Source organism: Streptococcus sp. HMSC066F10 (genome assembly GCF_001813805.1).
GTDB classification, from domain to species: domain Bacteria; phylum Bacillota; class Bacilli; order Lactobacillales; family Streptococcaceae; genus Streptococcus; species Streptococcus vaginalis.
The window spans coordinates 112,191-137,091 of record NZ_KV813959.1; the positions used below are offsets into that span (position 1 = coordinate 112,191).

General features: G+C 39.6%; 22 protein-coding genes and 1 other RNA gene. 4 read left to right on the top strand and 19 right to left on the bottom strand.

The genetic code is table 11. The annotated features are described in order from the left end of the window. Positions 1 to 57: 57 nt before the first annotated feature. From rpoZ to HMPREF2933_RS02380, 3 genes are all read right to left on the bottom strand, one after another. Positions 58 to 372, bottom strand: coding sequence for a DNA-directed RNA polymerase subunit omega (rpoZ, locus tag HMPREF2933_RS02370; protein WP_003031464.1), 315 nt, complete (start codon positions 370 to 372; stop codon positions 58 to 60). A 25-nt stretch (positions 373 to 397) separates the two neighbouring features. Further along, positions 398 to 1,024 (bottom strand): guanylate kinase, encoded by a 627-nt coding sequence (gene gmk, locus HMPREF2933_RS02375; RefSeq protein WP_070672439.1) that lies wholly within the window; start codon positions 1,022 to 1,024, stop codon positions 398 to 400. 161 nt (positions 1,025 to 1,185) lie between these two features. Continuing rightward, positions 1,186 to 2,793 (bottom strand): ribonuclease Y, encoded by a 1,608-nt coding sequence (locus HMPREF2933_RS02380; protein WP_024052112.1) that lies wholly within the window; start codon positions 2,791 to 2,793, stop codon positions 1,186 to 1,188. Between the two features lie 216 nt (positions 2,794 to 3,009). On the opposite strand from HMPREF2933_RS02380, the gene HMPREF2933_RS02385 reads away from it, so the two are divergent. Then, entirely contained in the window at positions 3,010 to 3,492 is a 483-nt protein-coding gene (locus tag HMPREF2933_RS02385) for an S-ribosylhomocysteine lyase (protein WP_024052113.1), read from the top strand. Between the two features lie 46 nt (positions 3,493 to 3,538). Here HMPREF2933_RS02385 and ahpF read toward each other — a convergent pair whose 3' ends face one another. The 7 genes from ahpF to HMPREF2933_RS02420 form a co-directional block, all read right to left on the bottom strand. After that, the gene (gene ahpF, locus HMPREF2933_RS02390; RefSeq protein WP_024052114.1) at positions 3,539 to 5,071 is read right to left on the bottom strand and encodes an alkyl hydroperoxide reductase subunit F; all 1,533 of its coding nucleotides are present in this window, start codon (positions 5,069 to 5,071) and stop codon (positions 3,539 to 3,541) included. Between the two features lie 10 nt (positions 5,072 to 5,081). Continuing rightward, a complete protein-coding gene (gene ahpC, locus HMPREF2933_RS02395; RefSeq protein ID WP_024052115.1) occupies positions 5,082 to 5,648 on the bottom strand; it encodes an alkyl hydroperoxide reductase subunit C in 567 nt (188 codons plus the stop codon). A 102-nt stretch (positions 5,649 to 5,750) separates the two neighbouring features. Beyond that, positions 5,751 to 7,247, bottom strand: a complete 1,497-nt coding sequence (locus HMPREF2933_RS02400) for a cell division site-positioning protein MapZ family protein (RefSeq protein ID WP_024052116.1) — start codon at positions 7,245 to 7,247, stop codon at positions 5,751 to 5,753. 12 nt (positions 7,248 to 7,259) lie between these two features. Then, a complete protein-coding gene (locus HMPREF2933_RS02405) occupies positions 7,260 to 8,414 on the bottom strand; it encodes a THUMP domain-containing class I SAM-dependent RNA methyltransferase (protein ID WP_042754017.1) in 1,155 nt (384 codons plus the stop codon). A gap of 55 nt (positions 8,415 to 8,469) precedes the next feature. After that, positions 8,470 to 8,836: RNase P RNA component class B (gene rnpB, locus HMPREF2933_RS02410), an RNA gene on the bottom strand. Between the two features lie 13 nt (positions 8,837 to 8,849). Beyond that, positions 8,850 to 9,191 carry a cell division regulator GpsB gene (gpsB, locus tag HMPREF2933_RS02415; protein ID WP_024052119.1) on the bottom strand — a complete coding sequence of 114 codons (342 nt, stop codon included), beginning with the start codon at positions 9,189 to 9,191 and terminating at the stop codon, positions 8,850 to 8,852. Between the two features lie 69 nt (positions 9,192 to 9,260). Further along, the gene (locus HMPREF2933_RS02420; RefSeq protein ID WP_024052120.1) at positions 9,261 to 9,788 is read right to left on the bottom strand and encodes an SLOG family protein; all 528 of its coding nucleotides are present in this window, start codon (positions 9,786 to 9,788) and stop codon (positions 9,261 to 9,263) included. 69 nt (positions 9,789 to 9,857) lie between these two features. On the opposite strand from HMPREF2933_RS02420, the gene recU reads away from it, so the two are divergent. Next, the gene (gene recU / locus HMPREF2933_RS02425) at positions 9,858 to 10,460 is read left to right on the top strand and encodes a Holliday junction resolvase RecU (protein ID WP_024052121.1); all 603 of its coding nucleotides are present in this window, start codon (positions 9,858 to 9,860) and stop codon (positions 10,458 to 10,460) included. Further along, on the top strand, positions 10,453 to 12,621 hold the full coding sequence (gene pbp1a, locus HMPREF2933_RS02430; RefSeq protein ID WP_024052122.1) for a penicillin-binding protein PBP1A: 2,169 nt from the start codon (positions 10,453 to 10,455) through the stop codon (positions 12,619 to 12,621). The genes recU and pbp1a overlap by 8 nt, the downstream gene beginning before the upstream one ends. A gap of 309 nt (positions 12,622 to 12,930) precedes the next feature. Here pbp1a and pepC read toward each other — a convergent pair whose 3' ends face one another. The 9 genes from pepC to HMPREF2933_RS02475 form a co-directional block, all read right to left on the bottom strand. Further along, positions 12,931 to 14,268: an aminopeptidase C gene (gene pepC / locus HMPREF2933_RS02435; RefSeq protein WP_024052123.1), complete on the bottom strand. Its 1,338-nt coding sequence runs from the start codon at positions 14,266 to 14,268 to the stop codon at positions 12,931 to 12,933. 147 nt (positions 14,269 to 14,415) lie between these two features. After that, a complete protein-coding gene (gene nadE / locus HMPREF2933_RS02440; RefSeq protein ID WP_024052124.1) occupies positions 14,416 to 15,240 on the bottom strand; it encodes an ammonia-dependent NAD(+) synthetase in 825 nt (274 codons plus the stop codon). Beyond that, positions 15,237 to 16,697, bottom strand: coding sequence for a nicotinate phosphoribosyltransferase (locus HMPREF2933_RS02445; RefSeq protein ID WP_024052125.1), 1,461 nt, complete (start codon positions 16,695 to 16,697; stop codon positions 15,237 to 15,239). The genes nadE and HMPREF2933_RS02445 overlap by 4 nt, the downstream gene beginning before the upstream one ends. A 215-nt stretch (positions 16,698 to 16,912) precedes the next feature. After that, a complete protein-coding gene (locus HMPREF2933_RS02450; protein WP_024052126.1) occupies positions 16,913 to 18,289 on the bottom strand; it encodes an amino acid permease in 1,377 nt (458 codons plus the stop codon). 397 nt (positions 18,290 to 18,686) lie between these two features. After that, the gene (trxB, locus tag HMPREF2933_RS02455; protein WP_003025866.1) at positions 18,687 to 19,598 is read right to left on the bottom strand and encodes a thioredoxin-disulfide reductase; all 912 of its coding nucleotides are present in this window, start codon (positions 19,596 to 19,598) and stop codon (positions 18,687 to 18,689) included. A 62-nt stretch (positions 19,599 to 19,660) separates the two neighbouring features. Then, complete coding sequence (locus HMPREF2933_RS02460) at positions 19,661 to 19,885, bottom strand: DUF4059 family protein (RefSeq protein ID WP_024052128.1); 225 nt, start codon at positions 19,883 to 19,885, stop codon at positions 19,661 to 19,663. A gap of 108 nt (positions 19,886 to 19,993) precedes the next feature. Further along, complete coding sequence (locus tag HMPREF2933_RS02465) at positions 19,994 to 20,737, bottom strand: amino acid ABC transporter ATP-binding protein (protein ID WP_024052129.1); 744 nt, start codon at positions 20,735 to 20,737, stop codon at positions 19,994 to 19,996. Then, positions 20,737 to 21,546: an amino acid ABC transporter permease gene (locus tag HMPREF2933_RS02470; RefSeq protein WP_024052130.1), complete on the bottom strand. Its 810-nt coding sequence runs from the start codon at positions 21,544 to 21,546 to the stop codon at positions 20,737 to 20,739. The genes HMPREF2933_RS02465 and HMPREF2933_RS02470 overlap by 1 nt, the downstream gene beginning before the upstream one ends. A 159-nt stretch (positions 21,547 to 21,705) precedes the next feature. Next, positions 21,706 to 23,049, bottom strand: coding sequence for a DEAD/DEAH box helicase (locus tag HMPREF2933_RS02475; protein ID WP_070241546.1), 1,344 nt, complete (start codon positions 23,047 to 23,049; stop codon positions 21,706 to 21,708). Between the two features lie 157 nt (positions 23,050 to 23,206). Here HMPREF2933_RS02475 and pbp3 point away from each other — a divergent pair, with 157 nt between their 5' ends. Continuing rightward, entirely contained in the window at positions 23,207 to 24,448 is a 1,242-nt protein-coding gene (pbp3, locus tag HMPREF2933_RS02480; protein WP_024052132.1) for a D-alanyl-D-alanine carboxypeptidase PBP3, read from the top strand. Positions 24,449 to 24,901 lie beyond the last annotated feature (453 nt).

The window sequence follows — 24,901 nt, forward strand, 5'->3', positions numbered from 1 at the left end:
TTCTCACCACCTCTCATTTATCAGTAAAAGAAAAAATAAGATTGAGCTGACCCAACCTTAAATTTTTTCACCCTCTTCTTTTTCCTTCGCAATTTGTTCTTTGATTTTACGCTCTTCTTCTTCTCTGCGCAAGCGTTCTTCCTCAGCACGTCGACGAACTGCTTCTCGCTTGCCTTCAGGATCTGGGTGAATCCCGACATTGCCAGATTCGATTTCTTCTAAAGCACGAAGTGTTGATTTGACAGACTTAAACTCTTGAGTCGGAGCTGCTCCTTCTTCCAATTCATGAGCACGTTTTGCTTCAAGAATCACCAAGGAGTATTTTGAAGGCACCTTATCAAGCAAGGTGTCAATTGAAGGTTTTAACATCATAATTCTTTACCTAATTTCTAAATTCTTATCTTACTGAAAGTTGTTCTGACAGCATATCTTGATAGTGACCGATGACACGTTCCACTCGAAAATGCTCTGCTTCAATAACGCGCTTGACACGTTCCGCTGCTAACGGAACTTCATCATTGACAATGGCATAATCATATTCGCGCATGAGAGCAATTTCTTCTCTTGCTTTGGCAATGCGTTTGGCGATTACTTCGGCACTATCTGTTCCACGTCCCACTAAGCGATCTTGTAATTCTGCCAAATCAGGTGGCGTCAAAAAGATAAAGACAGCATCCGGCACTTTTTTCTTCACCTGAAGCGCCCCTTGAACTTCAATCTCAAGGAAAACATCAATCCCTTTATCCAAAGTTTCATTCACATAGGTCAAAGGAGTTCCATAGTAGTTGCCAACATACTCTGTATACTCTAACATCTGACCTTGCCGAATCAACTCCTCAAACTCTTCGCGCGTACGGAAAAAATAGTCAACTCCGTCCACTTCACCAGGACGTTGAGCACGAGTTGTCATGGACACAGAGTATTGAAACTGATTATCCGAGCTTTCAAAAATCTCACGTCGAACCGTTCCCTTTCCCACACCTGAGGGACCAGAAAAAACGATTAACAAGCCACGATCCGCCATCATATCTCCTTCATTGTCTTTCTATCTAGTGTAACAAAAAAGCAGTATTTTTTCAACTGCTTTTTCGCATAGATATGTGCTTGTTTTTGAAAATCAATATAGGCATCATTTGCTTACAGGGAGCTGCACATCATAGATGAGTAGCTCATGTTAAGCAAGGTCTATTTTGCATAATCTACAGCACGCATTTCCCGAATGACCGTTACTTTGATATTTCCTGGATATTCGAGGTTGTTTTCAATCTTTTCACGCACATCATGAGCCAAGATAGTAATCTTATCGTCTTTGATTTGACCAGGATTGACCATAATCCGAATCTCACGACCTGCTTGTAAGGCAAAACTATTTTTCACACCTTCAAAACTATTGGCAATTTCTTCCAAATCTTGCAGGCGCTTGATATAGCTTTCAAGGGATTCGCTACGAGCACCTGGACGAGCCGCACTAAGTGCATCAGCTGCTGCAACAATAACTGCAATCACACTTTCAGGTTCTACATCACCGTGGTGACTAGCAATTGTATTGACCACAATTGGATGTTCCTTATACTTACGAGCCAATTCTGTTCCAATTTCCACATGGCTACCTTCCACTTCACGGTCAATAGCCTTTCCAATATCGTGAAGGAAGCCTGCACGGCGAGCTAAGTTAGCATTTTCACCGAGTTCACTTGCAATGACACCAGACAACTTAGCAACTTCAACAGAATGACGCAATACATTTTGCCCATATGACGTACGGAATTGCAAGCGTCCCATAATCTTCATCAAATCCGGATGTAAGTTTGGTGCACCGATTTCATAAGCCGCTGCTTCACCATATTCACGAATCTTATGGTCAATTTCCAGACGATTCTTCTCTACTAATTCTTCAATGCGAGCTGGGTGGATACGACCGTCTTTCAACAGGGCTTCCATTGTCATGCGTGCAATTTCACGTCGAATAGGATCAAAACCAGATAAAGTCACCACTTCTGGTGTGTCATCAATAATGACATCAATACCCGTTAAACTTTCAAAGGTTCGAATATTCCGACCTTCACGTCCAATAATGCGACCCTTCATCGTATCATCCGGCAGATGAACTGTTGAATTGGTTTGCTCCGCAACATAGTCACCTGCAATCCGTTGCATGGCTTGGACTAAAATATCCTTTGCCATTTTATCAGAACGTTCTTTGACTTCTTGCTCTGCTTCACGAATATGCATCGCAATTTCCTTTGATAACTTATCCTCAGTCTGAGTGAGAATGATGTCTCTGGCTTCAGTTTGTGAAAGTGAAGCAACACGCTCTAATTCTGCTTCTTTGTGCTGCTCCAACTCTGTCAGTTTGTTTTCACGCGCCTCAAGGTTTTTGTTTCTATCAGAAATACTTTGTTCTTTCTGCTCGAGTGTTTTTTCTTTGTTGGTTAAATTGTCATCTTTACGATCAAGACTTGTCGCACGTTCTGTCAAACGACTTTCCAATTGCTTCAATTCTTGACGATCAGATTTAAATTCTGCCTCAACTTCTTCTCGATATTTTCTGGCTTCTTCTTTTGCCTCTAACAGTGCTTCTTTTTTAAGGGATTTACTTTCGCGCTTCACTTCTTTTAATAACAAATCCGCTTCGCGCTCAGCTTGTCCACGTAAATTAGTTGCTTCTTGTTCAGCATTTAAAAGAGTAAGTTCCGCAGCTTCTTTCGCAGATTTCATGCGAACTGTGATACTTACATATCCAATGACTAAACCAATGATGACGGCAAAAACACCTGCAAAAATTATTTCCATGTTTTTACCTCAAATTATTGATATTGAATTGTAAAATTCTTAATTATTTTATCATAAAAATCAATTTTTCACAAACTAAATTCTTATAAATACGTGACTGTTTTCACATTCTTTTTTGTGATTCCTTTTTCCTGACAGGCTTTGTGAAGCAGAAAATTTTTTCTTTGCTAGAGCAAAATATGGTATAATTTATTAAAAGTAAAAGGAGTTCTATTTATGGTCAAAGAAGTCATTGTTGAAAGTTTTGAGTTAGATCATACGATTGTCAGAGCCCCCTACGTACGCTTGATTGGCGAAGAGGTGGGACCTAAAGGGGACATCATTTCCAACTTTGATGTTCGTCTGGTACAGCCTAATGAAGATGCCATTCCGACCGCTGGGCTTCATACGATTGAACATCTGCTAGCTAAGCTCATTCGTACTCACATTGATGGTATGATTGATTGTTCACCTTTTGGTTGTCGGACAGGATTTCACATGATTATGTGGGGGCAACATAGCTCAACTGAAATTGCTAAAGTCATTAAATCTTCTTTAGAAGAAATTGCAAAAACCACTACGTGGGAAGATGTCCCTGGTACAACTATCGAATCTTGTGGTAATTACAAAGATCACAGTCTCTTTTCTGCTAAAGAATGGTGCAAGCTGATCTTAGAAAAAGGCATTTCCGATGATGCCTTCGAGCGTCATCTTGTATGAAGTAAAAAAACGGGCAGGAACTTCAAGTTTCCTACTCGTTTTCTTTTTATTGACGAATCAAATAATCAAATGCTCCCAGAGCTGCTGTCGCTCCTGAACCCATTGAAATAATGATTTGTTTATAAGCGCTATCTGTGCAATCACCTGCCGCAAAAATTCCCGGAACATTTGTTGCACCATGTTTGTCAACAATAATTTCACCGCGTTCATTAAGAGCAACTGAGCTATCTTTGAGCCAGTCTGTATTTGGCAAAAGACCAATTTGAACAAAGACACCGCTGAGTTCAATTTTATGTTCTTCATTATTCGCACGATTGAGATAAGTAATGGCTTCAACTTGATCGGAACCATGAATTTCTTTTGTAGCCACATTGGTTAGAACCGTCACGTTTTCAAGTTGATGCACACGGTCTTGCAACACTTGATCAGCTTTCAAAGTTGGTAGAAATTCTAGTACATAAACATGATCTGCCAGACCAGCTAAGTCAATTGCTGCTTCAATTCCAGAATTGCCTCCACCGATAACAGCCACTTTTTTACCTGTGAAAATAGGACCGTCACAATGTGGACAATTGGTTACACCTTTCGTCCGAAATTCTTCTTCACCAGGAACATTAACATTTCGCCAGCGAGCACCAACAGAAAGAACTGCTGTTTTCGCTTTCAGAACAGCTCCATTTTCAAGCTCCACTTCAATCAAATCCTTTTTCTCGATGTTTTTCACACGTTGATTCTTCATGATATCAATTGGATATTTCTTGGCATGTTCTTCTACCTGCGCCATCAGCTTAGGTCCTTCTGTATAAGGCGTACCAATCATATTTTCGATACCGACAGTCTCCATAACTTGTCCACCGAAAGTTTCAACGACCATACCTGTACGAATTCCCTTACGAGCAGCATAAATAGCTGCGCTGCTTCCTGCAGGTCCGCCCCCAACAACCAACACATCAAATGGTTCTTTTTTGTCAAATTCTTCACTTGAAGCAGGTCCAGAAATCTTGTCGAGCAGTTGCTCAATGGTCATACGACCATTTGCAAATTCTTCACCATTTAGAAAAACCGTTGGGACAGCCATGATCTTTTTGTCTTCAACTTCTTGTCTAAACATGCCCCCTTCAACCATTGTGTGGCTGATAGTTGGATTCAGCACAGCCATTGTATTCAGTGCTTGAACAACGTCTGGACAATTATGACAGGTTAAGCTGACATAAGTTTCAAAATGAAGCAGCTGCTTAATAGCTTGAATTCGTTTTATAACAGCATCTTCTACTTTTGGTGCGCGACCAGAGACTTGCAGCAAAGCCAGCACAAAAGATGTAAATTCATGCCCTAAGGGAAGTCCTGCAAACTGCACACGCCCTGCTTGCCCCACTTGTGTAACGGTAAAACTTGGCTTGCGGTTAGTCTCTATATTTTCCAGTGATAAACGTGGAGACATTGCTACAATTTCCTCTATAAAAGCCCGCACCTGCTCAGAACGCTCATCTTGACCTAAAGAAGCTTGAAATACAACATCAGATTCTAAAAGTTCCAAGTATTGCTTCAGTTGTGCTTTAATTGTTTCATCTAAGGCCATATAAGCCTCCTTAAATTTTACCAACTAAATCAAGACTTGGAGTAAGTGTTTCAATTCCTTCTTTCCATTTAGCTGGGCAAACTTCACCTGGATGGCTCCGTACATATTGTGCAGCATGGATTTTGTCAATCAAGACAGACGCATCGCGCCCAACACCGTCTGCATTGATTTCAAGTGCTTGTACAACTCCATCTGGGTCAATGATAAAAGTACCACGTTGAGACAATCCACTTTCATCTAACACATCAAAACCAAGTGAAATGGTATGAGATGGATCGCCAATCATGATATATTCAAGTTTTCCGATGGCATCTGAATGATCATGCCAAGCTTTATGTGTAAAATGCGTATCTGTTGAAACAGAATAAACTTCCACACCTAGTTCTTTAAGATCTGCATACTGCTCTTGCAAATCCTCCAATTCAGTCGGACAAACAAATGAAAAATCAGCAGGATAGAAGCAAACGACGCTCCAATGACCTTTTAAATTTTCACTAGAAACTGTGATAAATTTCCCGTTTCCAGCGTGATAAGCATCTGCTGTAAACTCGACAATTTCCTTACCAATAAGTGACATAAGATTACCTCCAAAATTAGTTTTATAATAAAATAAAAATCTTATAAGCCCATTATAGCCTATAAGATCTTTAGTGTCTAATATCTTGCTTGAAAACGTTTCCTAATAATCCAAAGCATCTGCGTAACCCGCGCCGTTTCCTACAAAATAACCCGTTTTACAGTTAATACTAAAGAGGTAGGTTCCATCTGTTCTAAATAAATTGTAATAACCATTTCCGTTGATAATATTCACACGTTCAAGAATATAATTATCTCCTGTGAAATAGCCACGTTCCCGTGAGGTTGCTAAAATTTTTTCTAACACACCAGGATTGAAATTCCAAGCTGGATTATTACTGTCGTTAATTTTAGTTTGGTCGTATGGTACTCGACTTAAATGACGCTGTAAATTCGTGCCTGACGCTGTTGCTGCTGGAGCAGTTGTTTGCGCTGGTACAGAAGCTGGTTGTTCTGCTACAGGTGCTTGAGCGGAGCTTTGTGACGGTGCAGCGGCAGCCTCAGATTGAGGAGCAGAGGTTTGTTGACTCTTTCCTAAGCTAATCGCAGATTTCAACACCTTATCCAAGTCCGTATTTCCAGTTGTGACATCTGTAAATTTGGCATCAGCCTTAACCTTTGCTTTAGTATCCAAAACACCATCTGTAATAGCTGCTGAAGTGAATTGCGCATTCACATTTTGAACAGCCTCAACTTGTTTGACCAAGCTATCGTATTTTGCTTTGGCAACATTGTACTCGTTGGTGTTTTTTAATTTTTCCAATGCTGCTTTTAGTTTGTTTAAGTTTCCGAAACTGCTGTTTTTCAAAGCCAATTTATTGGCATCTGTAAAGAATGAATCATAAAGGCTGTTGAAAGCTTTCAAATTCTTATTTTCAGAGCTAGAAGCGGTAGAAGATTTATTTGTTTGGCTCGTTGAAGTTGTGGTTGTTTTCGCTTGCTTTTTGTTCAAAGACAGATAAGCTGTTCCGCCGATTAAAGCCAGTAAAATAACACTCGCTGCAGAATAGAGGACTTTCTTATTTTTATAAAATGGAACTTTCTCCGTTTCCATTTCTTCATCTAACGCTGTAAAAGTCGGATAGCTTTCCGTTGACTCAGTTGAACTCACAGGAATATCATCCATTTCAGGCTGAATTGGTTCCATTATTTTTGTCTCAGCCTCTAACTCCTCTGGAGTTTGTGTACTGTTTTCTTCCGAATTTTCTTGCGGTTCTGCTTCTCTGGCTGCAAGTGCAGCTACTGTTTCATCAAAGGCAGACTCCTCAGACGCTACCTCTGCAGATTCTAGGGGGGCTTCCTCTTGAACCTCATCGTGCATCTCCTGGATAAATTCTGCCAAGTCTAACTGGCTCAGTTGTTCTTTATCTTCTGCTTCAGACATTTCTTCTGCAGATTGAGCCGAAAATTTTCCTGCTTCAATTTCTTGACGATGCTGTTTAATGTATTTATCCAGCACATTGTCCTCTTCCGTCACCCCTGCTTCAAGTTCTTCGCTTTTTCTAGCAGCTTGACCAACTGTCATTTCTTTAGCTGTTTCAAAATCAAGAATTGATTCTTTTTCTTCTTGTTCTGGCAAATGTTTTTCGTCTTTACTCACGGCAAATCCTTTCTAATCTATCTGACGTTTGACTCTCTGACCAAAATATTGATACAAATCAACTTTTAAAGTTCCATTATAGAGTTTGCGTTTTTTATCGGCTTGGCTGCCAAATTTTGTTTCAAATGCTTCATCACTCGTCAAGATAAACTTGCTCCACGTCTTTAGTGGTGCAAAAGTCTGTCCCATTTCTTGATAAAGCTTGGTCACAGCATCATCATTCAACAATCGCTCGCCATAAGGCGGATTGGAAACGATGACACCATTTATCTTGTCGGTGTGCAAATCTTGCAAACGCATTTGCTTAAAAACAATCTGCTCAGAAACACCTGCTTCTTCGGCATTTCGTTTGGCAATCTCCACCATACGTGCATCAATATCAGTCCCTAAAATATCAAGCTGAATGTCTTGCTTAATCTGTCCTAAAGCTCTAGCACGAACACGCCCAACCAAGTCTGAGTCAACCCAATTCCATTCTTCAAACGCAAAATGGCGATGAAGTCCCGGTGCCATATTCATGCCAATCATAGCTGCTTCAATACAGAAAGTTCCTGAACCACAGGTCGGATCAACCAAGGGTTTATCTGGATACCAATTGGATAAGAGCAGAATCGCAGCCGCCATATTTTCTTTAATTGGAGCGCCACCCTTATCGGCCCGATAACCACGTTTGAAGAGGCTGAATCCTGTTGTGTCAATCATCACCGTCACTATATCTTTCAGAATAGTAACCTCTATTCTAAACTCAGCTCCATTTTCCATTAGGGGAACACCCTCTGGTCGAGCATAGTGCTTTTGCAACTTTTTGACTACTGCTTTTTTAGAAATAGCTTGCACACTTGGTTCATTGTGGAGTTTTGATTTGACACATTTTGCCTTAGCAATTGGAAATTTTGCTCCAAGTGGCAAATAGTTTTCCCAATCCAAAGCAAAAATCCCCTGAAATAATTCCTCAAAGGTTTTAGCCGAAAAACTGCCAACAACAATCTTAATGCGGTCTGCTGCACGCAACCAGAGATTAGTTTCAATAATGGTTTCAACAGTTCCGTCAAAACGCACACGCCCATTTTCCACTTGACATTCTAAGCCAAGATTTCTGATTTCACGACCAACCACAGCCTCTAAACCAGCCGCAGCAGTCGCAATCAACTTAAATTTCGTTTTCATTCGTCCTCTCAAAATAAAAGCTAGCATAATACGCTAGCTAAACCTATATGCAACTTTCTATAAGCCATGTTTTGTTCCAGAAATAACTAGGTATCATTTCCTTCGATAATCATCTGTCTACTGTTTCCAGTCAGAATGCTGCGTTCGTTTCCACGCATTCCGTGCCCCGACCAAAGTTTGGGTTGCTAGCTTGAGGGGTTTACCGCGTTCCACTTCTTGTGTTTCCACAAAAACTACGTCACTGTGGCACTTTCAGACCTATTTTGACTTATCAAAGACTTAGCCATTTCAGTCGCCGTAACGGATACTTCCGTCCCTAGGCTTATTGTTTCACCTAGCACAAACACTACGGGCATCACAGCCCGTGCTAGCATGGACTTTCCTCATGAAAATAAAATATTCTCACGCGATTATCCAAAAATTGCACATTACTTATTAAATTTTGTTATTTAAGATTTGCTTGCCGAATACTTCTTTTTCCAAACGATTTAAGCGTTTTAAAATATCAAAATTTGTCAGCGTAGCAGATGCCACTTGAGGGGGTTCCATGATAGATTGCGTCAAAGGTGAAGTTGCCGCCTCATTTGACTTTTTAGCGAGTTCTGCTTTCAAACGAGCATTTTCTTCACGCAGTTCCTTTACCAAAGCAGCATACGTTTCGTAATCTTTAATGACATCATCTAAAAATTCGTCCACTTCAACCTTGCTATATCCACGGACGCCAACTTTAAAATCTTGATCAAAAATATCTTTCGGTGTGTAAATAATACTAGCCATTTCTCTCTCCATTCTCGTTCATTACTTTAATTATATAAAAAATGAACCGCAAAAATCAAGGTTAAACATCTAATTTTCGGAAAAATTTTCTGCGACCTCATTCAAGTCATCAAATGTTAATTGTTTGATAAAATATTGTTCTTGTTTCTTCATCATTTGGTAAAGATACTTTAAATTTGTTTCATTTTCTTCATCGTAAAAAATATAAGCCCCGTCTGTATTACTGAGTAGAAAGTGATTGTAATCACGAAATTGGCTGGGATTTTCATAATGAGAATAGGCGTATTTAACAAAATCCACCTGTTTAAAACAACTTAATTTTTCTTGATTGGCTTCATTCCAGATTTCACCTTGATTCTCAAAAGTAAAAATCGTCGCAATTTGAAAATCGTAATCTTTCTGCAATTCTTTTGCAACCTCTAGTGCCCAAACTTCAAAACCTAAGTTCCCAGTAAAAATCAGCCACTCCGCACCTTCTTCCAATAAACGCATCAAATCTCGCTGAATGGCTTTTTTAATAATCTTGATTCGAGGGTCTTTGTCATTAAAAATTCCCAAATCAAAATTCCGATAACCTACTATTAATACGCTAACCACTTAAATTATCCCTTTATTTCCTTTTTTATGTTATAATAGAGTGATGTTATTGTACCAATAAGGAGATATATGGTCAACTATCCACATAAAGTTCCCTCTCGAAATTCATTAAGACTTCCCAAAAAGAAGTCCGTTGACTTTGCGAATCGGGGAATGTCGTTTGAAAAAATGATCAATGAAACGAATGATTATTATCTTAGTCACGATTTAGCGGTCATTCACAAGAAACCAACCCCTATTCAGATTGTAAAAGTGGATTATCCCAGACGTAGTCGGGCAAAAATTGTTGAAGCCTACTTTCGACAAGCCTCTACAACAGACTATTCTGGTGTCTATCAAGGACATTATATAGATTTTGAAGCAAAAGAAACACATCAAAAGGCTTCCATGCCGATGAAAAATTTTCATGCTCATCAAATCAAGCACATGGAACAAGTCGTCAAACAAGGAGGAATTTGTTTCGTTTTATTGCACTTTTCAGCCTTAAAATTGACATATCTGCTTCCTGCTCCTTATTTAATTAACTTCTTCAAGATTGACAAGGGGAAAAAGTCCATGCCACTTGACTACATTCAAAAGCATGGATATTCTATCTCACAGAATGGTCTTCCTAGCATTCCGTATCTTGAAATCATTCAACAAAATTTACTAGGTGGTAAAATAAATGAATAAGCAATCTTTACTGACAGCTGCAAAATATGTAACTATCGGTCTCATTACATTATTTATGCTTGGAGTTGTAGCTGGTGGAGGAATTTTTCTCTATCAAGTTCACAAGGCACCTGCCTTGTCAGAAAAGAAACTAGTCGCCACAACTTCCAGTAAAATCTATGATAGTGAAAACAATCTTATTGCCGACTTAGGTTCTGAAAAAAGGGTCAATGCGGCAACAAGTGATATTCCAACTGACTTAGTACGAGCTATCGTTGCAATTGAAGACCACCGTTTCTTCAATCATCGCGGCGTGGACTCTGTTCGTATTTTGGGTGCTTTCTTGAATAATCTGCGCAGAGGAAATCGACAAGGAGGGTCAACGTTGACGCAACAGTTGATTAAACTGACCTACTTCTCCACTTCAAGCGCCGACCAAACACTATCACGGAAAATTCAAGAAGCCTGGTTAGCTATTCAATTAGAGCGCAAAGCCACTAAGCAAGAAATTATTACGTATTATGTAAACAAGGTCTATATGTCAAATGGTAACTACGGTATGCAAACAGCTGCTCAAAGTTATTACGGCAAAGGTTTGAAAGATTTGAGCTTAGCTCAAACTGCTTTATTGGCAGGGATGCCCCAGGCACCGAATCAATACGATCCTTATACAAAACCAGAAGCTGCTAAAAATCGTCGCAATCTTGTATTGTCAGAAATGTATAAACTCAAATACATCTCTGCTGAGCAATATGAAAAAGCAGTCAATACGCCCGTCACAGATGGTCTGCAAAGCTTGAAAAATTCGGCTTCTTATCCTGCTTACATGGATAACTACTTAAAGCAAGTTATTGAGCAAGTCCAAGAAGAAACAGGCTATAACTTGCTGACGACGGGAATGGAAGTGTATACAAACGTAAACAGAGCAGCTCAAGAACGCCTTTGGAACATTTATAATAGCAATGAATATGTTGCTTATCCAGATGATGAATTACAAGTAGCTTCTACCATTATAGATGCTACAACTGGTAAGGTAATTGCTCAACTAGGAGTCCGAAATCAAGTTTCAAATGTCTCTTTTGGTACTAACCAAGCGGTTGAAACCAATCGCGACTGGGGATCAACCATGAAACCGATCACGGATTACGCTCCAGCCATTGAAAATGGCATTTACACTTCTACGGCTGCTTATATTAGTGATGCTCCTTATCATTATCCTGGAACAACTACTCCGGTTTACAACTGGGATATGCGGTATTTCGGAAACATCACCATTCAGTATGCACTTCAGGAATCTCGGAACGTCCCAGCTGTCAAAACATTAGAAGCTGTTGGTCTCAGCAAATCAAAGAAATTCCTTAATGGACTTGGCATTGATTATCCAGATATGGTCTATGCAAATGCCATTTCAAGTAATACCACAAAATCAGATAAGAAATATGGTGCCAGCAGTGAAAAAATGGCTGCTGCCTATGCTGCTTTTGCAAATGGAGGAACTTATTATAAACCTCAATACGTCAGCCGTGTTGTCTTTAGCGATGGAACCTCAAAAGATTTCTCTAATCAAGGCACAACCGCAATGAAAGAAACAACTGCGTACATGATGACAAATATGCTGAAAACAGTTCTCACTTCAGGTACAGGAACCAACGCAGCTATATCAGGTGTCTACCAAGCCGGTAAGACAGGGACCTCCAACTATTCCGATGATGAACTAGCGAAACTAACGAAGCCTTATGGTGGCTCTAGTGTTGTGACTCCTGATGAACTCTTTGTTGGTTATACGCAGAAATATTCAATGGCGGTATGGACAGGTTACACTAATCGTCTTACTCCCGTTCTGGATGATGGTGTGAAAGTCGCAACAGATGTTTACCGTGCGATGATGTCTTACTTGTCTGAAAGCGGGACAGAAGACTGGGAAATGCCTAGCAGCCTTTATCGTAGAGGAAATTATGTCTTTTTAGCCAATTCCACTAATAGATACCAAGGAAATTATTATAATTCTACTTCCAGTTCGAGCCTTGAAGAATCATCATCTTCTTCAAGCAGCCAAGAAAGTTCTACCCAAGAGTCACCAAGCAGCTCTGCTTCATCAAGTATAGAACCGAGTGCTTCTACGTCTGCAAGTTCTCCTAATGGCGGTGGAAAGTCAGAAACTCCTCCTTCACGAAACCGATAATGAACAAGTTCCTGAAAGCCAAGCCGTTTAAAAGTTAACACCTTCAAATCAGAGTTTTGTAAAAATTAAAAAACACGAACAATCAAGACTAGTAAATAACTGACTATAAGATTGTTCGTGTTTTTAATATTTCAATTCCTGATGAAATCACCATGAAGCAGTCTTATACCTTATGAAAATCTCTTCAAACTTCGTCAGTTTCATCTGCGATCTCAAAAGCTCCTCTTTTGATCTACTTACGACTCATCTCTTAGTTTGCAATTTGATTTTCATTAAGTCTCAAAGCTTTATCCTGCTTCTTTTTTATTCTTATTTGCTAGCCAAAGCTCCCATTGGATCCCATGGGGCAAGTACTTTTGGTTCTGCTTCATAAGCAGCTAGTTCTTCTGCTGTTAAAAATTCTTTACGGACAACGATTTGATAAGTGTACTCGTCCATCCAGTCGTCGCTGGCAACAAAATAACCTTTGTCTCCAACCTTATCGCCCCAAGAATTTTCCACTTTCCATTTTGTTGATTTTCCATTTTCATCCAAATCAACACCTGTCAAGACCATAGCATGGGTCATGAGACTTTCGCTGTAATCCAAACGTCCTGCCTTATCTTGTGTCAATTCAATATCCATGCTGGATGTGAAATCGTACATGTCGTTAACCATAACGCCCGCTTTACGGTTGCTAGATTGACCGACATCAGAACCAAACCAAACAGTTTCTCCAGCCTGCATTTGAGCAATAGCCAGCTCTTTCAAACGCTCCATATTAACATTCAAATAACGGACATCACGTGCTCCTACGACATTTCCTAACATCTCAACTGTATAAGATTTACCGTATGGTTTGTCAGCTGTAGGAGCATTGATGATTGAAACGTAGTCATCTAATTGAAAATCCACGTATTTTTTGTAAAATGCTTGTGGTGTTAGTCCAGTTTCACTGTGGAAATTGTTATCTTTATCACGATAAGCAAAATCAAAAGTACGAGGTGGGAGTCCAAATGACATTGCTAAGAAATTAAAGATTTCTTGTAAGAACTCTTCTTTTTTAGCTTGAATAGCTGTCGCATCTGCTCCACTAGTAACCAAATCACGCAAGATTTGTGCATCTTGACGGAGTAATTTATTAAGATATTGGTTGAGCTCACGGCTATTGCTAGATGAAATGGATTCTGGGTAAACTGATTTTGGAACAACTCCATATTTTTCAAAAAGTGCCACAACCATATCCCATTGTCCGCCGTCTTGTTGAGGCGTATCTAAGAGGAATTTCACTTTGCGACTGGTTAAGTCTTGGTCAGCTGTTGCTAAGACTTGCTCTAAAAACCAGTTGGATTTTTCATATTTATCCCAAAAGAATGTGTGCGCTTGAGACAATTCAAATTCTTCCAATTGAAAGCCTGCAATCATTTTATGACGGAATGTATTGAGCGCTGCAAACATCCAGCAACGTCCAGACGCTTTTTGATTGCTGACTTTATCTTTAGTTAAATCAATGGAAAACACAGGATTGTTTTCAATTGCACTGCTGCGCTTTTCAAGCGATGTTAATAAACCATTGTGGCTAACTGCATTTTCAATTGCAGCATACTTAGCAGTTGCTTCATAATTTGCATATAATTTATCTGTAAATTGTTGATCTATAGAATTCATAGATACCTCCTTCTAATTCTAAACACTATTATATCTTATTTTCAAAATTCTTCAAACAAAAAGTTAGGCGCACCTAACTTTTTGTTATACAGCTGATTTTAGTAACCGACGTATTTTAAAAAACATAAGTCAGAACAATTCTCCTGCTTATTTCCAAAAATCATCGAAGATTGTAATCGGCAAATGACGCTTGTGCTCCCCTTTGTGCCACCAAGATTCAATCCTTGCTTTCGCTTGGTCAGAAATGGTTTTACCTTCCAAATAGTCATCAATTTCGTTGTAAGTGACACCGAGAGCGACTTCATCTGCAATGCCTGGCTTTTCTTCTTCCAGGTCTGCTGTTGGTACTTTTTCATAGAGGGCAGAATCAGCGCCCAAGGCAGCCAACAGTTGCTTACCTTGCCGTTTATTGAGACGATAAAGTGGCAGAATGTCTGCACCACCATCACCAAATTTCGTAAAGAATCCTGTAACGTTTTCTGCAGCATGATCCGTTCCAACCACTGCTCCTTTATAAGAGCCTGCTAAAGCATACTGCGCAATCATGCGACTGCGAGCCTTAATATTGCCTTTATTGAAGTCTGAGACCGTTGCTCCCGTAGCCTCAACCGCCTTTGTCATAGCATCTGCACTTTTTTTGATGTTGACCACAAGACTGACATCCGGCTGGATAAAAGCAAGAGCTCGCTGTGCATCCTCTTCATCAGCCTGCACCCCATATGGCAAACGCACTGCGATAAATTGATAGCTAGCATCGCCAGTTTCCGCACGCATTTCCTCTATTGCCAATTGCGCCAAACGTCCTGCTAAAGTAGAATCTTGTCCGCCCGAAATTCCCAAAACATAGGTTTTCAAAAAAGAATGTTTTTTAAGATAATCCTTTAAAAAATCAATGGATTTACAAATTTCTTCCTCTGGGTCAATTATAGGTTTCACGCCTAATTGCTGGATAATCGTTTCTTGTAAGGTCATTTTGTTTCTCCCATTTGGTTCGCTTTTTTACGCATTTGATCAATCAAATCAACCTTGTCTTGCCATACATCACGCGCTAAATCCACAGGGTAATCTTGCGGATTGAGGACACGTTTGTACTCGTCCCATAACTTATCAAACTCCTTGCGAGCATATTGTTGGATTTCTGTTAAGGTTGGCAATTCATAGACGAGTTGTCCTTGTTTAAAGATATCAATCAAAAGAGGCACTGCGTCAAAATTTGTCACTGTTTTATTGATGTAGGTGTAAGTTGGGTGAAACATTTCTAATTCGGCAATAGCATTCACATCTACGCCATCATAAGTGATATAGTCTCCTTCTGACTTACCTTTTGCACGGCTAGTAATCCGCCAAACTTGTTTTTTACCTGGTGTTGATACTTTTTCCACATTATTAGAGAGCTTAATCGTATTACGCAAATTGCCATGTTCATCTTCAATAGCCACAATCTTATAAACGGCTCCCAGTGCTGGTTGGTCATAAGCCGTGATGAGCTTAGTTCCAACGCCCCACACATCAATCTTTGCCTTTTGCATTTTTAAGTTGAGGATTGTATTTTCATCCAAGTCGTTAGAGGCGTAGATTTTAGCATTTGGAAAACCAGCTTCATCCAACTGCTGGCGAACTTTTTTAGAAATATAAGCCAAATCCCCTGAATCAATCCGCACTCCAAGGAAATTGATTTTATCCCCCATTTCACGCGCTACTTGAATCGCTGCAGGAACACCGAGGCGGAATGTATCACAGGTATCCACCAAGAAAACACAGTCATGGTGCGTTTCAGCATACGCCTTAAAAGCTTCATAGTCATTTCCATAGACTTGGACGAGAGCATGAGCATGCGTTCCTAATACTGGAATATCAAAGAGCTTTCCAGCACGAACATTACTGGTTCCATTTGCTCCACCAATCACTGCCGCACGAGTTCCCCAGATAGCCGCATCCATTTCCTGTGCTCGGCGTGTACCAAATTCCATTAAAGGCTCATCTTCGATGACTGAGCGAATCCGAGCTGCTTTTGTCGCTACCAGGGTTTGATAGTTGACAATGTTTAATAAGGCAGTTTCCACTAATTGACATTGAGCAAGAGGACCTTCTACTTGAACAATGGGTTCATTCGCAAAGACCAAGTCTCCCTCTTGTGCAGAACGTACTGTTAATTCCAATTTCAAATTTGCTAAATAGTCTAAAAATTTTTCATCATAGCCAAGAGAACGAAGATAGGCAATATCACTATCTGAAAATGTCAAATGATTTAAATAATGAACCATCCGCTCCAAACCAGCAAAAACCGCATAGCCACTATGAAAGGGCTCTTTCCGAAAATAAACTTCAAAAACAGCTCGTTTATTATGAATATTTCTTCTAAAATAGACTTGCATCATGTTGATTTGATACAAATCCGTATGCAAGGTTAAACTATCATCTGGATACATAACGACTCCTTGTAAGATATATTTTTACTTATTATACCACAAATCAAAAGAGCAAGAGGAAATCTTGTTCAACTTTAGGTGTTTAAATAACTATTCTCAAGTTTTCTGTTGTATTGCGCTGTTTAAATTTTCAGTTTTAAAACATCTTAAAAACCAAGGTGCATTTGGAACAACTTTAAAAAAGTCGCAAATTTATCCTTGGTTTTATTATATTATTATTTATCTTTAAATTTCAATTGGCTATAAATACCAAATACAAGTATCCAAATAGCTGAACCGATTGCTCCTACAACGGTTGATTTTTGTAAAAAGAGGGTTATAAATACAAAGGCAAAGAAGAGCAAAGTAAGAGGATTGAGAAACTTATAGGCTGGCATTAGATAGCCATCTGCCATAAATTCTTTTGATTTTCTGTATTTCAGGTGAGCAATCATAGTGAGTGCATAGATAGCAATATAAACTCCTGATGAAGAAGCAGTAATCAAAGCAAAGGAGTCTGATACTCCTGGTAACACCTGAATAAAAGCAGCTAATGCAATCACTACCGCTGAGGTCAAAATAGCGTTTTGCGGAACATTTTGTCTGGATAATTTCCCAGCACCGATTCCATTCAAAAAGCGATTAGGTGAATCATGTGCGATTTGATACAAATTACGCCCAGTCGAATACAAGGTAGAGTTCAAAGCTGAAGCAGCTGAAGTCAATACGACAAAGTTAATCAAAGCTGCAGCCCATTTAAGGCCTGCCAACTTGAAAACAATCACAAAGGGAGAATCTGTGGTTGCTAAATCCCGCCAAGGGATAATCGCCATAATTGCAAGCAAAGAGCCACCGTAGAAAAGAACGATCCGCAAGGGGATTTCTTTAATAGCCTTTGGCAATACCTGCCGAGGATTTGCCGTTTCAGACGTTGTGATTCCAATAAATTCAATAGCTTGATAAGCAAAGAAGACCATTTGAAAGCCCATGACAAAACTCATAAAACCATTAGGAAATAATTGGAAATTTTGACTGATATTGCTGATGCTGGCTACACCATTGGGCGTTTTAAAGCCTGTCAACACCATAAAAATCGCTGTCACAATCAAAGCAATAATCGCTACAATCTTGACCATGGCAAACCAAAATTCAACTTCACCAAAAACTCGGACTGCAATCAGATTGACCATACTCAAAACAGCAAGGAAGACGATTTGAATCAGCCATGCCGGCCAAGTCGGAAACCAAAATTGGACATATTGTGCAACTGCCGTGATTTCTGCCATACCGATAAAAATGAGAGAAATCCAATAGGACCAACCGGAAAAATAGCCCCAGCCATTCCCAAGATACTTGGTAATGAAGTTGATAAATGTGTGCTGGTCTGGATCATAATACAACATCTCTCCAATCGCCCGCATCATCAAATACATAAAGACGCCAGTCAACATGTAAATGAGAATAATTGACGGCCCTGTCAGACTAATCGAACGTCCTGCTCCCAAAAAGAGACCCGTTCCAATTGTCCCAGCAATAGCAATGATTTGGACATGACGATTTTTTAAGCCACGTTCCATTTTATTTTTATTATTTTCAGAATTCTTTTCACTCATACGAAGCCTCCTTTTCACATGAACTTTTCTATTGTACCACAATTCTGACAATTTCACTAGTCATTTATGAGGGCACGAGAATTGAACAAATCAAAAGAAACCCTTTCATTTCCAATCCTCCAATGCATTACTGGGTTTTTATTAAGCAAAAAGAAGCTGGGACAAGTGCTCAACTTCCTTTGTTTATATCGTGCGTTTGGAGAAACTCTATTACCCTTAGGCAATTTAGAGTACAATTGAGGCTGATACGAAAGTCTAAAGGCATTCGCTTTACAAGTTTGAAAGAATACCTTTGTCAAACACTTCGTTTTTTATCCACTACCTAAACAGTCTGAGAGACTGCTGAGAAGCCTTGCGTGGCTGAGACTACGAACCAAGATGATTTTGGTCTTTCGCTCTAAAAATTCTCTGTGATATACTTGTAGACTTCTTGCCCTGCAACCGCTCCGTCACCGACAGCTGTCGTTACTTGGCGAAGATCTTTTTCGCGAACATCTCCAATAGCATAGATGCCAGAAATAGCCGTTTTCATATGATTATCGGTTACAATCCAGCCTGCTTCATTGGTAATGCCCAAATCTTTGGCAAACTCACTAACTGGATCTAAACCAACATAGATAAAGACACCGCCAAATTCATGTTCAGATATTTCACCCGTTTTGACATTCTCTACCATAACGCTGCTAACGCGCTTGTCACCTTTGATTTCCTTCACAACTGAATCCCAGATAAAATGAATTTTTTCATTGGCAAATGCACGTTCTTGCAGTAACTTTTGGGCTCGCAATTCATCGCGCCGATGAATAATCGTCACCGTTTTTGCAAAACGAGTCAAAAATACAGCCTCTTCCACCGCAGAGTCGCCTCCACCGACCACAAGCAAATCTTCATCTCGAAAAAAGGCGCCGTCACAGACTGCACAGTAAGACACCCCGCGGCTGTTTAATTCTTCTTCACCCGGAACTCCTAGATGACGATGAACAGCTCCAGTCGCAATAATAAGCGTCTTGGTTTCAAAAATCTCATCTTCTGTAAAGACTTTTTTTATTGCTCCTTGGTGTTCGATTTTTTCAACAGAGCCAAACAAATGCTCCACTCCCAAATTTTCGAGCGGTTCAAACATTTTTTCGGCTAGTTCTGGACCACTGATATTAGCATATCCAGGATAATTTTCAATATCTGAGGTATTGTTCATTTGTCCGCCTGGAATGCCACGTTCCAAAAGAGCCACTTTAAGATTACTTCTAGCAGCATAAAGCGCAGCTGTCATGCCTGCTGGTCCAGCCCCAATAATAATTGTGTCGTACATAAATTTACTTCCTTTATTGTAATCACTGTTATTCTAACGTTATTAAGCTCTTTTTTCAAACATTATGCTCTGAAGATAAGCAGAATCCCCATCATTGCAAAGGATAAAATCGGAACCGTCATCACTGCAATCAATAGCATATCATACAGATGAGCTTGTCGATCTTTGATTGTTTTATCAACACGCCGAACAGCACGAAGCCCAATCCATAATCCTAGAAAACTCCCTACCAATAGTGCCGTAATCAACAAACTCTCTAAATAGAGTAAAAAAACTCGAGACAGCATAGTCACTCCTCTATTCCCTAATTTTTGTTAAAGGCATTCAAAACAAATGCCGCAAACTTGAAAATAAACCCAGCTAGCAAGGCCAACTGGGCTTCTTTTTCTATTATATCAAATGTATGTCCGTTTGTAACTGGCAAAAAATTCTTTTGTGCGTTCTTCTTTAGGATGGTTCATTATTTCATCTGGAGTACCCATTTCAATGATGTGTCCCTTATCTAAAAAGAGTACCTTGTCTGCCACTTGAGACACAAAAGACATGTCATGGCTGACTAAAATCATGGTCTGACCAGCCTTGGCTGCATCTGCAATGGATTTTTCAACTTCCCCTACTAGTTCAGGATCAAGCGCTGATGTTGGCTCGTCTAAAAGCAAAACATCTGGCTTCATCGCAAGCGCACGCGCCAAAGCGACACGTTGTTTTTGTCCACCTGACAGATGACGTGGATAGTGATTTTCACGGTCTGACAGACCAACTTTTGCCAGTTCTTCTTTGGCAAGATTCGTCGCTTCTTGGTCTGAGAATTTTTTTACAACCAATAAACCTTCTTTGACATTGTCCAAAGCCGTCCGACGCTCAAATAAATTAAACTGCTGAAACACCATAGCTAACTTTCGTCGCAAGGTTAGGATTTCTTCCTTGCTAATCGTAGAAAAATCAACAGTAAAATCATCAATGGCAATCGTGCCGCTGTCTGGCTGTTCCAGATAATTCAAACTGCGTAAGAAAGTGGATTTCCCCGCACCAGATGAACCAATTAAAGCAACCACTTCTCCTTTTTGAATCTCTAAACTAAGATTGTTTAAAACCATTTGTCCAGAAAAGGATTTGCTGAGATTTGAAATACGAATCATTATCGAACATCTCCTTTCGCCTGTATTTGTGGATTGAGATTATCAGGCGCTTCAATCGCCATTTTCTTTTCGATAAACCGCCCAAATGCTTCAATCACAATATTCACGCCCCAATAGACAAGAGCAACCGAGATAAAGCGCTCAAAGTAACGGTAATCCGCACCACCCAAAATCTGCGCTTGAGCAAAAATCTCAACAACTCCTGCACTAAAAGCCAGAGAAGTTCCCTTGGTCAAGCCAATCAAAGAGTTAATCAAGGTCGGTGTGGCAACCACAGCTGCATTGGGAATAATAACACGGCGGTAAACTTGTCTGTTTGTCATTCCCAAACTACGAGCCGCTTCAATTTCTCCAGCATCAACAGACAAAATCGCCGCTCGAATGGTTTCACTAGCGTAAGCCGCTTCATTAAAAGCAAAAGCTACAATGGCAAATAGATAGGCTGGAATAGCATTGATATTCAGACCCGTACCGAATCGCAAGTTGATGGCCTTCAGAAGCAAAGGAATCCCATAATAAGTCAGCATGAGCTGAACAAGCACTGGTGTCCCTCGCAAAAAACTAACAAAAAAGGCCTGCAGAGGATACAAAATTTTCACACGGTTGATTTTGACAACAGCAAAAATGAGAGCCAACATCAATCCAAAAAAAGCTCCTCCCAAGGTCAATAGTAGTGTTGTTGGTAATTTTTCGATAATTCTTGGTAGTCCGTCAAACACAGAGCGCCAGCTAAAAAGCTGTCCGTCTGGAATCTTCTGAACCAATTCTTGATACCAATTAGAGGTTAAAATCGCTGTTGTAACAATCATAGTAACTTCCCTTTCTCGATAATGTCTAATTCTATCACAATTTTTTTATTTCACCAATTATTTGCTACGATAAAAATAGACTAGCAAGACTAGTCTATCACATTCGTTCTATAAAGAATAATTGTTTTTATTTATGAGAGTGATAAAGAAATTTTAAGACTAAAAACTTTGACGTTTCGCTTTTCTTTCTGCACGACCGCGTGCGCGATTTTCAGCTCTTTTTGTCTTACGGCGTTTTTCATTGACAGCCCACTGGATTTTTTTCTTATAGCCCGGTTTGATTTTCTTCTTTTTCTTTTTAACCAGACCAATCATTTCCGTGTCCAATTTTTCCTGCGTTTTTTCACGATTGACACGACGATCGCGGTCATAGGTATCTTGAAATTCTCCGTTTTTGATCATCTTAGGAATGAAGTGAATGCCCAATTTTTCCAGCTCACGAATATCTGAATCATCGCTCGGTTGATAAAGTGTAATGGCTGTTCCCGATAGACCATTTCTGCCAGTTCGTCCCACTCGGTGAACGAAGAAGGACAAATCTTGCGGAATCGCATCATTAATGACATGACTAACGCCTTCAATATCAATTCCCCGCGCAGCTAAATCTGTCGCAACAATGTATTCAAAATCTAGGTTCTTCACCTGATTCATAATCCGTTTTCGCTCCCGCGGTGCAATATCCCCATGAATCTTTGCCACCTTGAGACCTTGCGCTGTCAAATAGCTATGCAATTCATCCGCTCGTGTCTTAGTATTGACAAAAATCATAGCTAGATAAGGCTGTAGGAGCTGTGTGATTTCATAAATCTGCGCATTCTTATCACGTCCTTTTGTTGAAATCAGCCAATTTTCAATAGTATCTGAAATAACCGTTTTGGTTTTGATTTGCTCAATGACCGGGTTGGATAGATATTTTTTTAAAAATGGCTGCAATTTTTGCGGAATGGTCGCAGAGAAGACCAGAAATTGCAAATCCTTCGGCAAACTGGACGCAATCTTATCCACTGTTTCTAAAAAGCCCATATCCAAGGTCATATCTGCTTCATCTACTACAAAGGTATTCGCCTTATGAATGGCTAAGTCACCTGATTCGACCAAATCATAAATGCGTCCTGGTGTGCCAATGACAATATGTGGTTGACTGGAACTCAATTTCCCAATCTGACGATTTTTATCAGTTCCACCGACATAGTTAGCAACTCGAATTTCCTTATCAGAAAAAGCAGCAATTTGGCGTGCAGCCTGATAAATCTGCCTAGCTAACTCACGACTAGGAGCTGTAATAACGACCTGAACACTATCTGTGCCTTCATCTAGTTTTTGAAAAATCGGCAGTAAGAAAGTGTGTGTTTTCCCTGAACCTGTCTTGGACTCTCCCACCAAGTCCCGACCAGCAAGGACAACTGGAATCAGTTTTTCCTGTACTTCTGTCGCCTCAACAAAGTTCAAATCCTTGAGTGCCTCTTGAATGTAATCTTTAAACTTAAATTCTGTAAATTTCATGTTTTCCTCTATTCGTCTCTTATCCTATCTATTATACCAGAACTTGCTTTAAAAATAAAAATGAATCATATTTTTCTCTTATTATTTCCTCCCTTTTCTATGAAGCTCTCTTTATTTTATGATACAATAATAATAAGTTTACAAAAAAGGGATGACCATGAAAAAATTTATTATTACTCTTGTAACGACTCTCTTGATCTTCCTAGCTCCTACAGTTTTAGCGGACAACTTTGAAGTAGGTGCTAAGCATGCTATTGCAGTTGATGCTGCAACTGGAAAAATCTTATATGAAAAAGATGCTAATCAGCCAGTTGAAATTGCTTCTATTACTAAACTACTAACAGCCTATTTAGTCTATGAAGCAATTCATCAAGGAAAATTCACTTTACAAACTTCCGTAGATATTTCTGACTACCCTTATCAACTAACCGTTAATCCGGACACCAGTAACGTTCCTTTGGAAGCTAGAAAATATACTGTCGAAGAATTGTTAGAAACTTCTTTAATAGTAAGTGCCAACAGCTCAGCAATTGCCTTGGCTGAAAAAGTCGCTGGCAGTGAGAAAAAATTTGTGGATTTGATGAAAGCTAAATTGCAACAATGGGGAATCAAAGATGCTACTATCGTCAATGCTTCTGGGCTGAATAATTCTGTTTTAGGAGAAGAACATATTTATCCTGGTTCGGAAAAAGAAGACGAAAATAAAATGAGTGCCCATGATGTTGCCATTATTGCTCGGCGTTTAATCCTTGATTACCCAGAAGTTCTAGAAATCACCCAAAAAGCTACGTCTAACTTTGCAGGCATGACGCTTACATCGTCCAACCACATGCTCGAAAACATGCCCACCTTTCGAGCCGGAGTAGATGGCCTCAAGACTGGAACTTCTGATAAAGGGGGCTCTTCCTTTGTCGGAACAATCCAGCAAAGAGGGATGCGTTTGATTACGGTTCTCCTCAATGTTGATCATGCAGATGAGGATGAGAATGCCCGCTTTACGGCTACCACTAGATTTATGACCTATATTTATCAACAATTCACAGTCCAAACTCTTGTGAAAAAAGGTGAAGCCTACAATAAAAGCTCTGCCCGCATCATTAACGGGCAAAAAGATGAAGTCACTGCTGTTGCTAGTGAAAAACTCACCATTGTGCGGAGATACAATCATAAAAAACCGACTGTTCATTTTACAACTGATAAAAACGGTTATCCCACTCCTTTAAAAAAGGGTGTCGTTGTTGGGAAATTGACCTATACTGATAATGATTTGATTGGAAAAGGCTATCTTGACAAGAAGCCACCAACTATTTCCATGCTTTCAGCGGAGAAAATTGGTCGTCCTTTCTTCCTCAAATCATGGTGGAATGAATTCGTACAATATGTCAATGAAAAATTATAAACGAGCGAAATAGAAATCAGTATTTCGTAGAAGCTTGATTTCATCGTTCATCTCCACATAGCTCGAAAGACTTGAGGAACCTTTTGAGGTTGGAAATAAGCAAATGTAACTTGATGACAAATAGGCTGTAAAAGTTGATATAGAACATATTATAGCTCATTCAATAGTAATTGGGAATGTGACAAAACTCAAAATCAAAAATTTTTAGTTTGTAGTCTCATTCCCACAAGGTTGCTCAATAGCCTGAGAGACTGTTGAGGTGGCAGATAAAGAAAACAAAGTTTTCGTCAAAAGTACTCTTCCAAGCTTGAAAAGCAAATCGCCTTGAGACTTGCTTTTCAAGCTCTATCCGTAACCTCAACGCAGTGCTTTTAGCAATTAGCTACTGCGTCTGTAATGCTAACGATATAAACAAAGAAAGCTGAGCACTTTTGTCTCAGCTTATTTATTTTA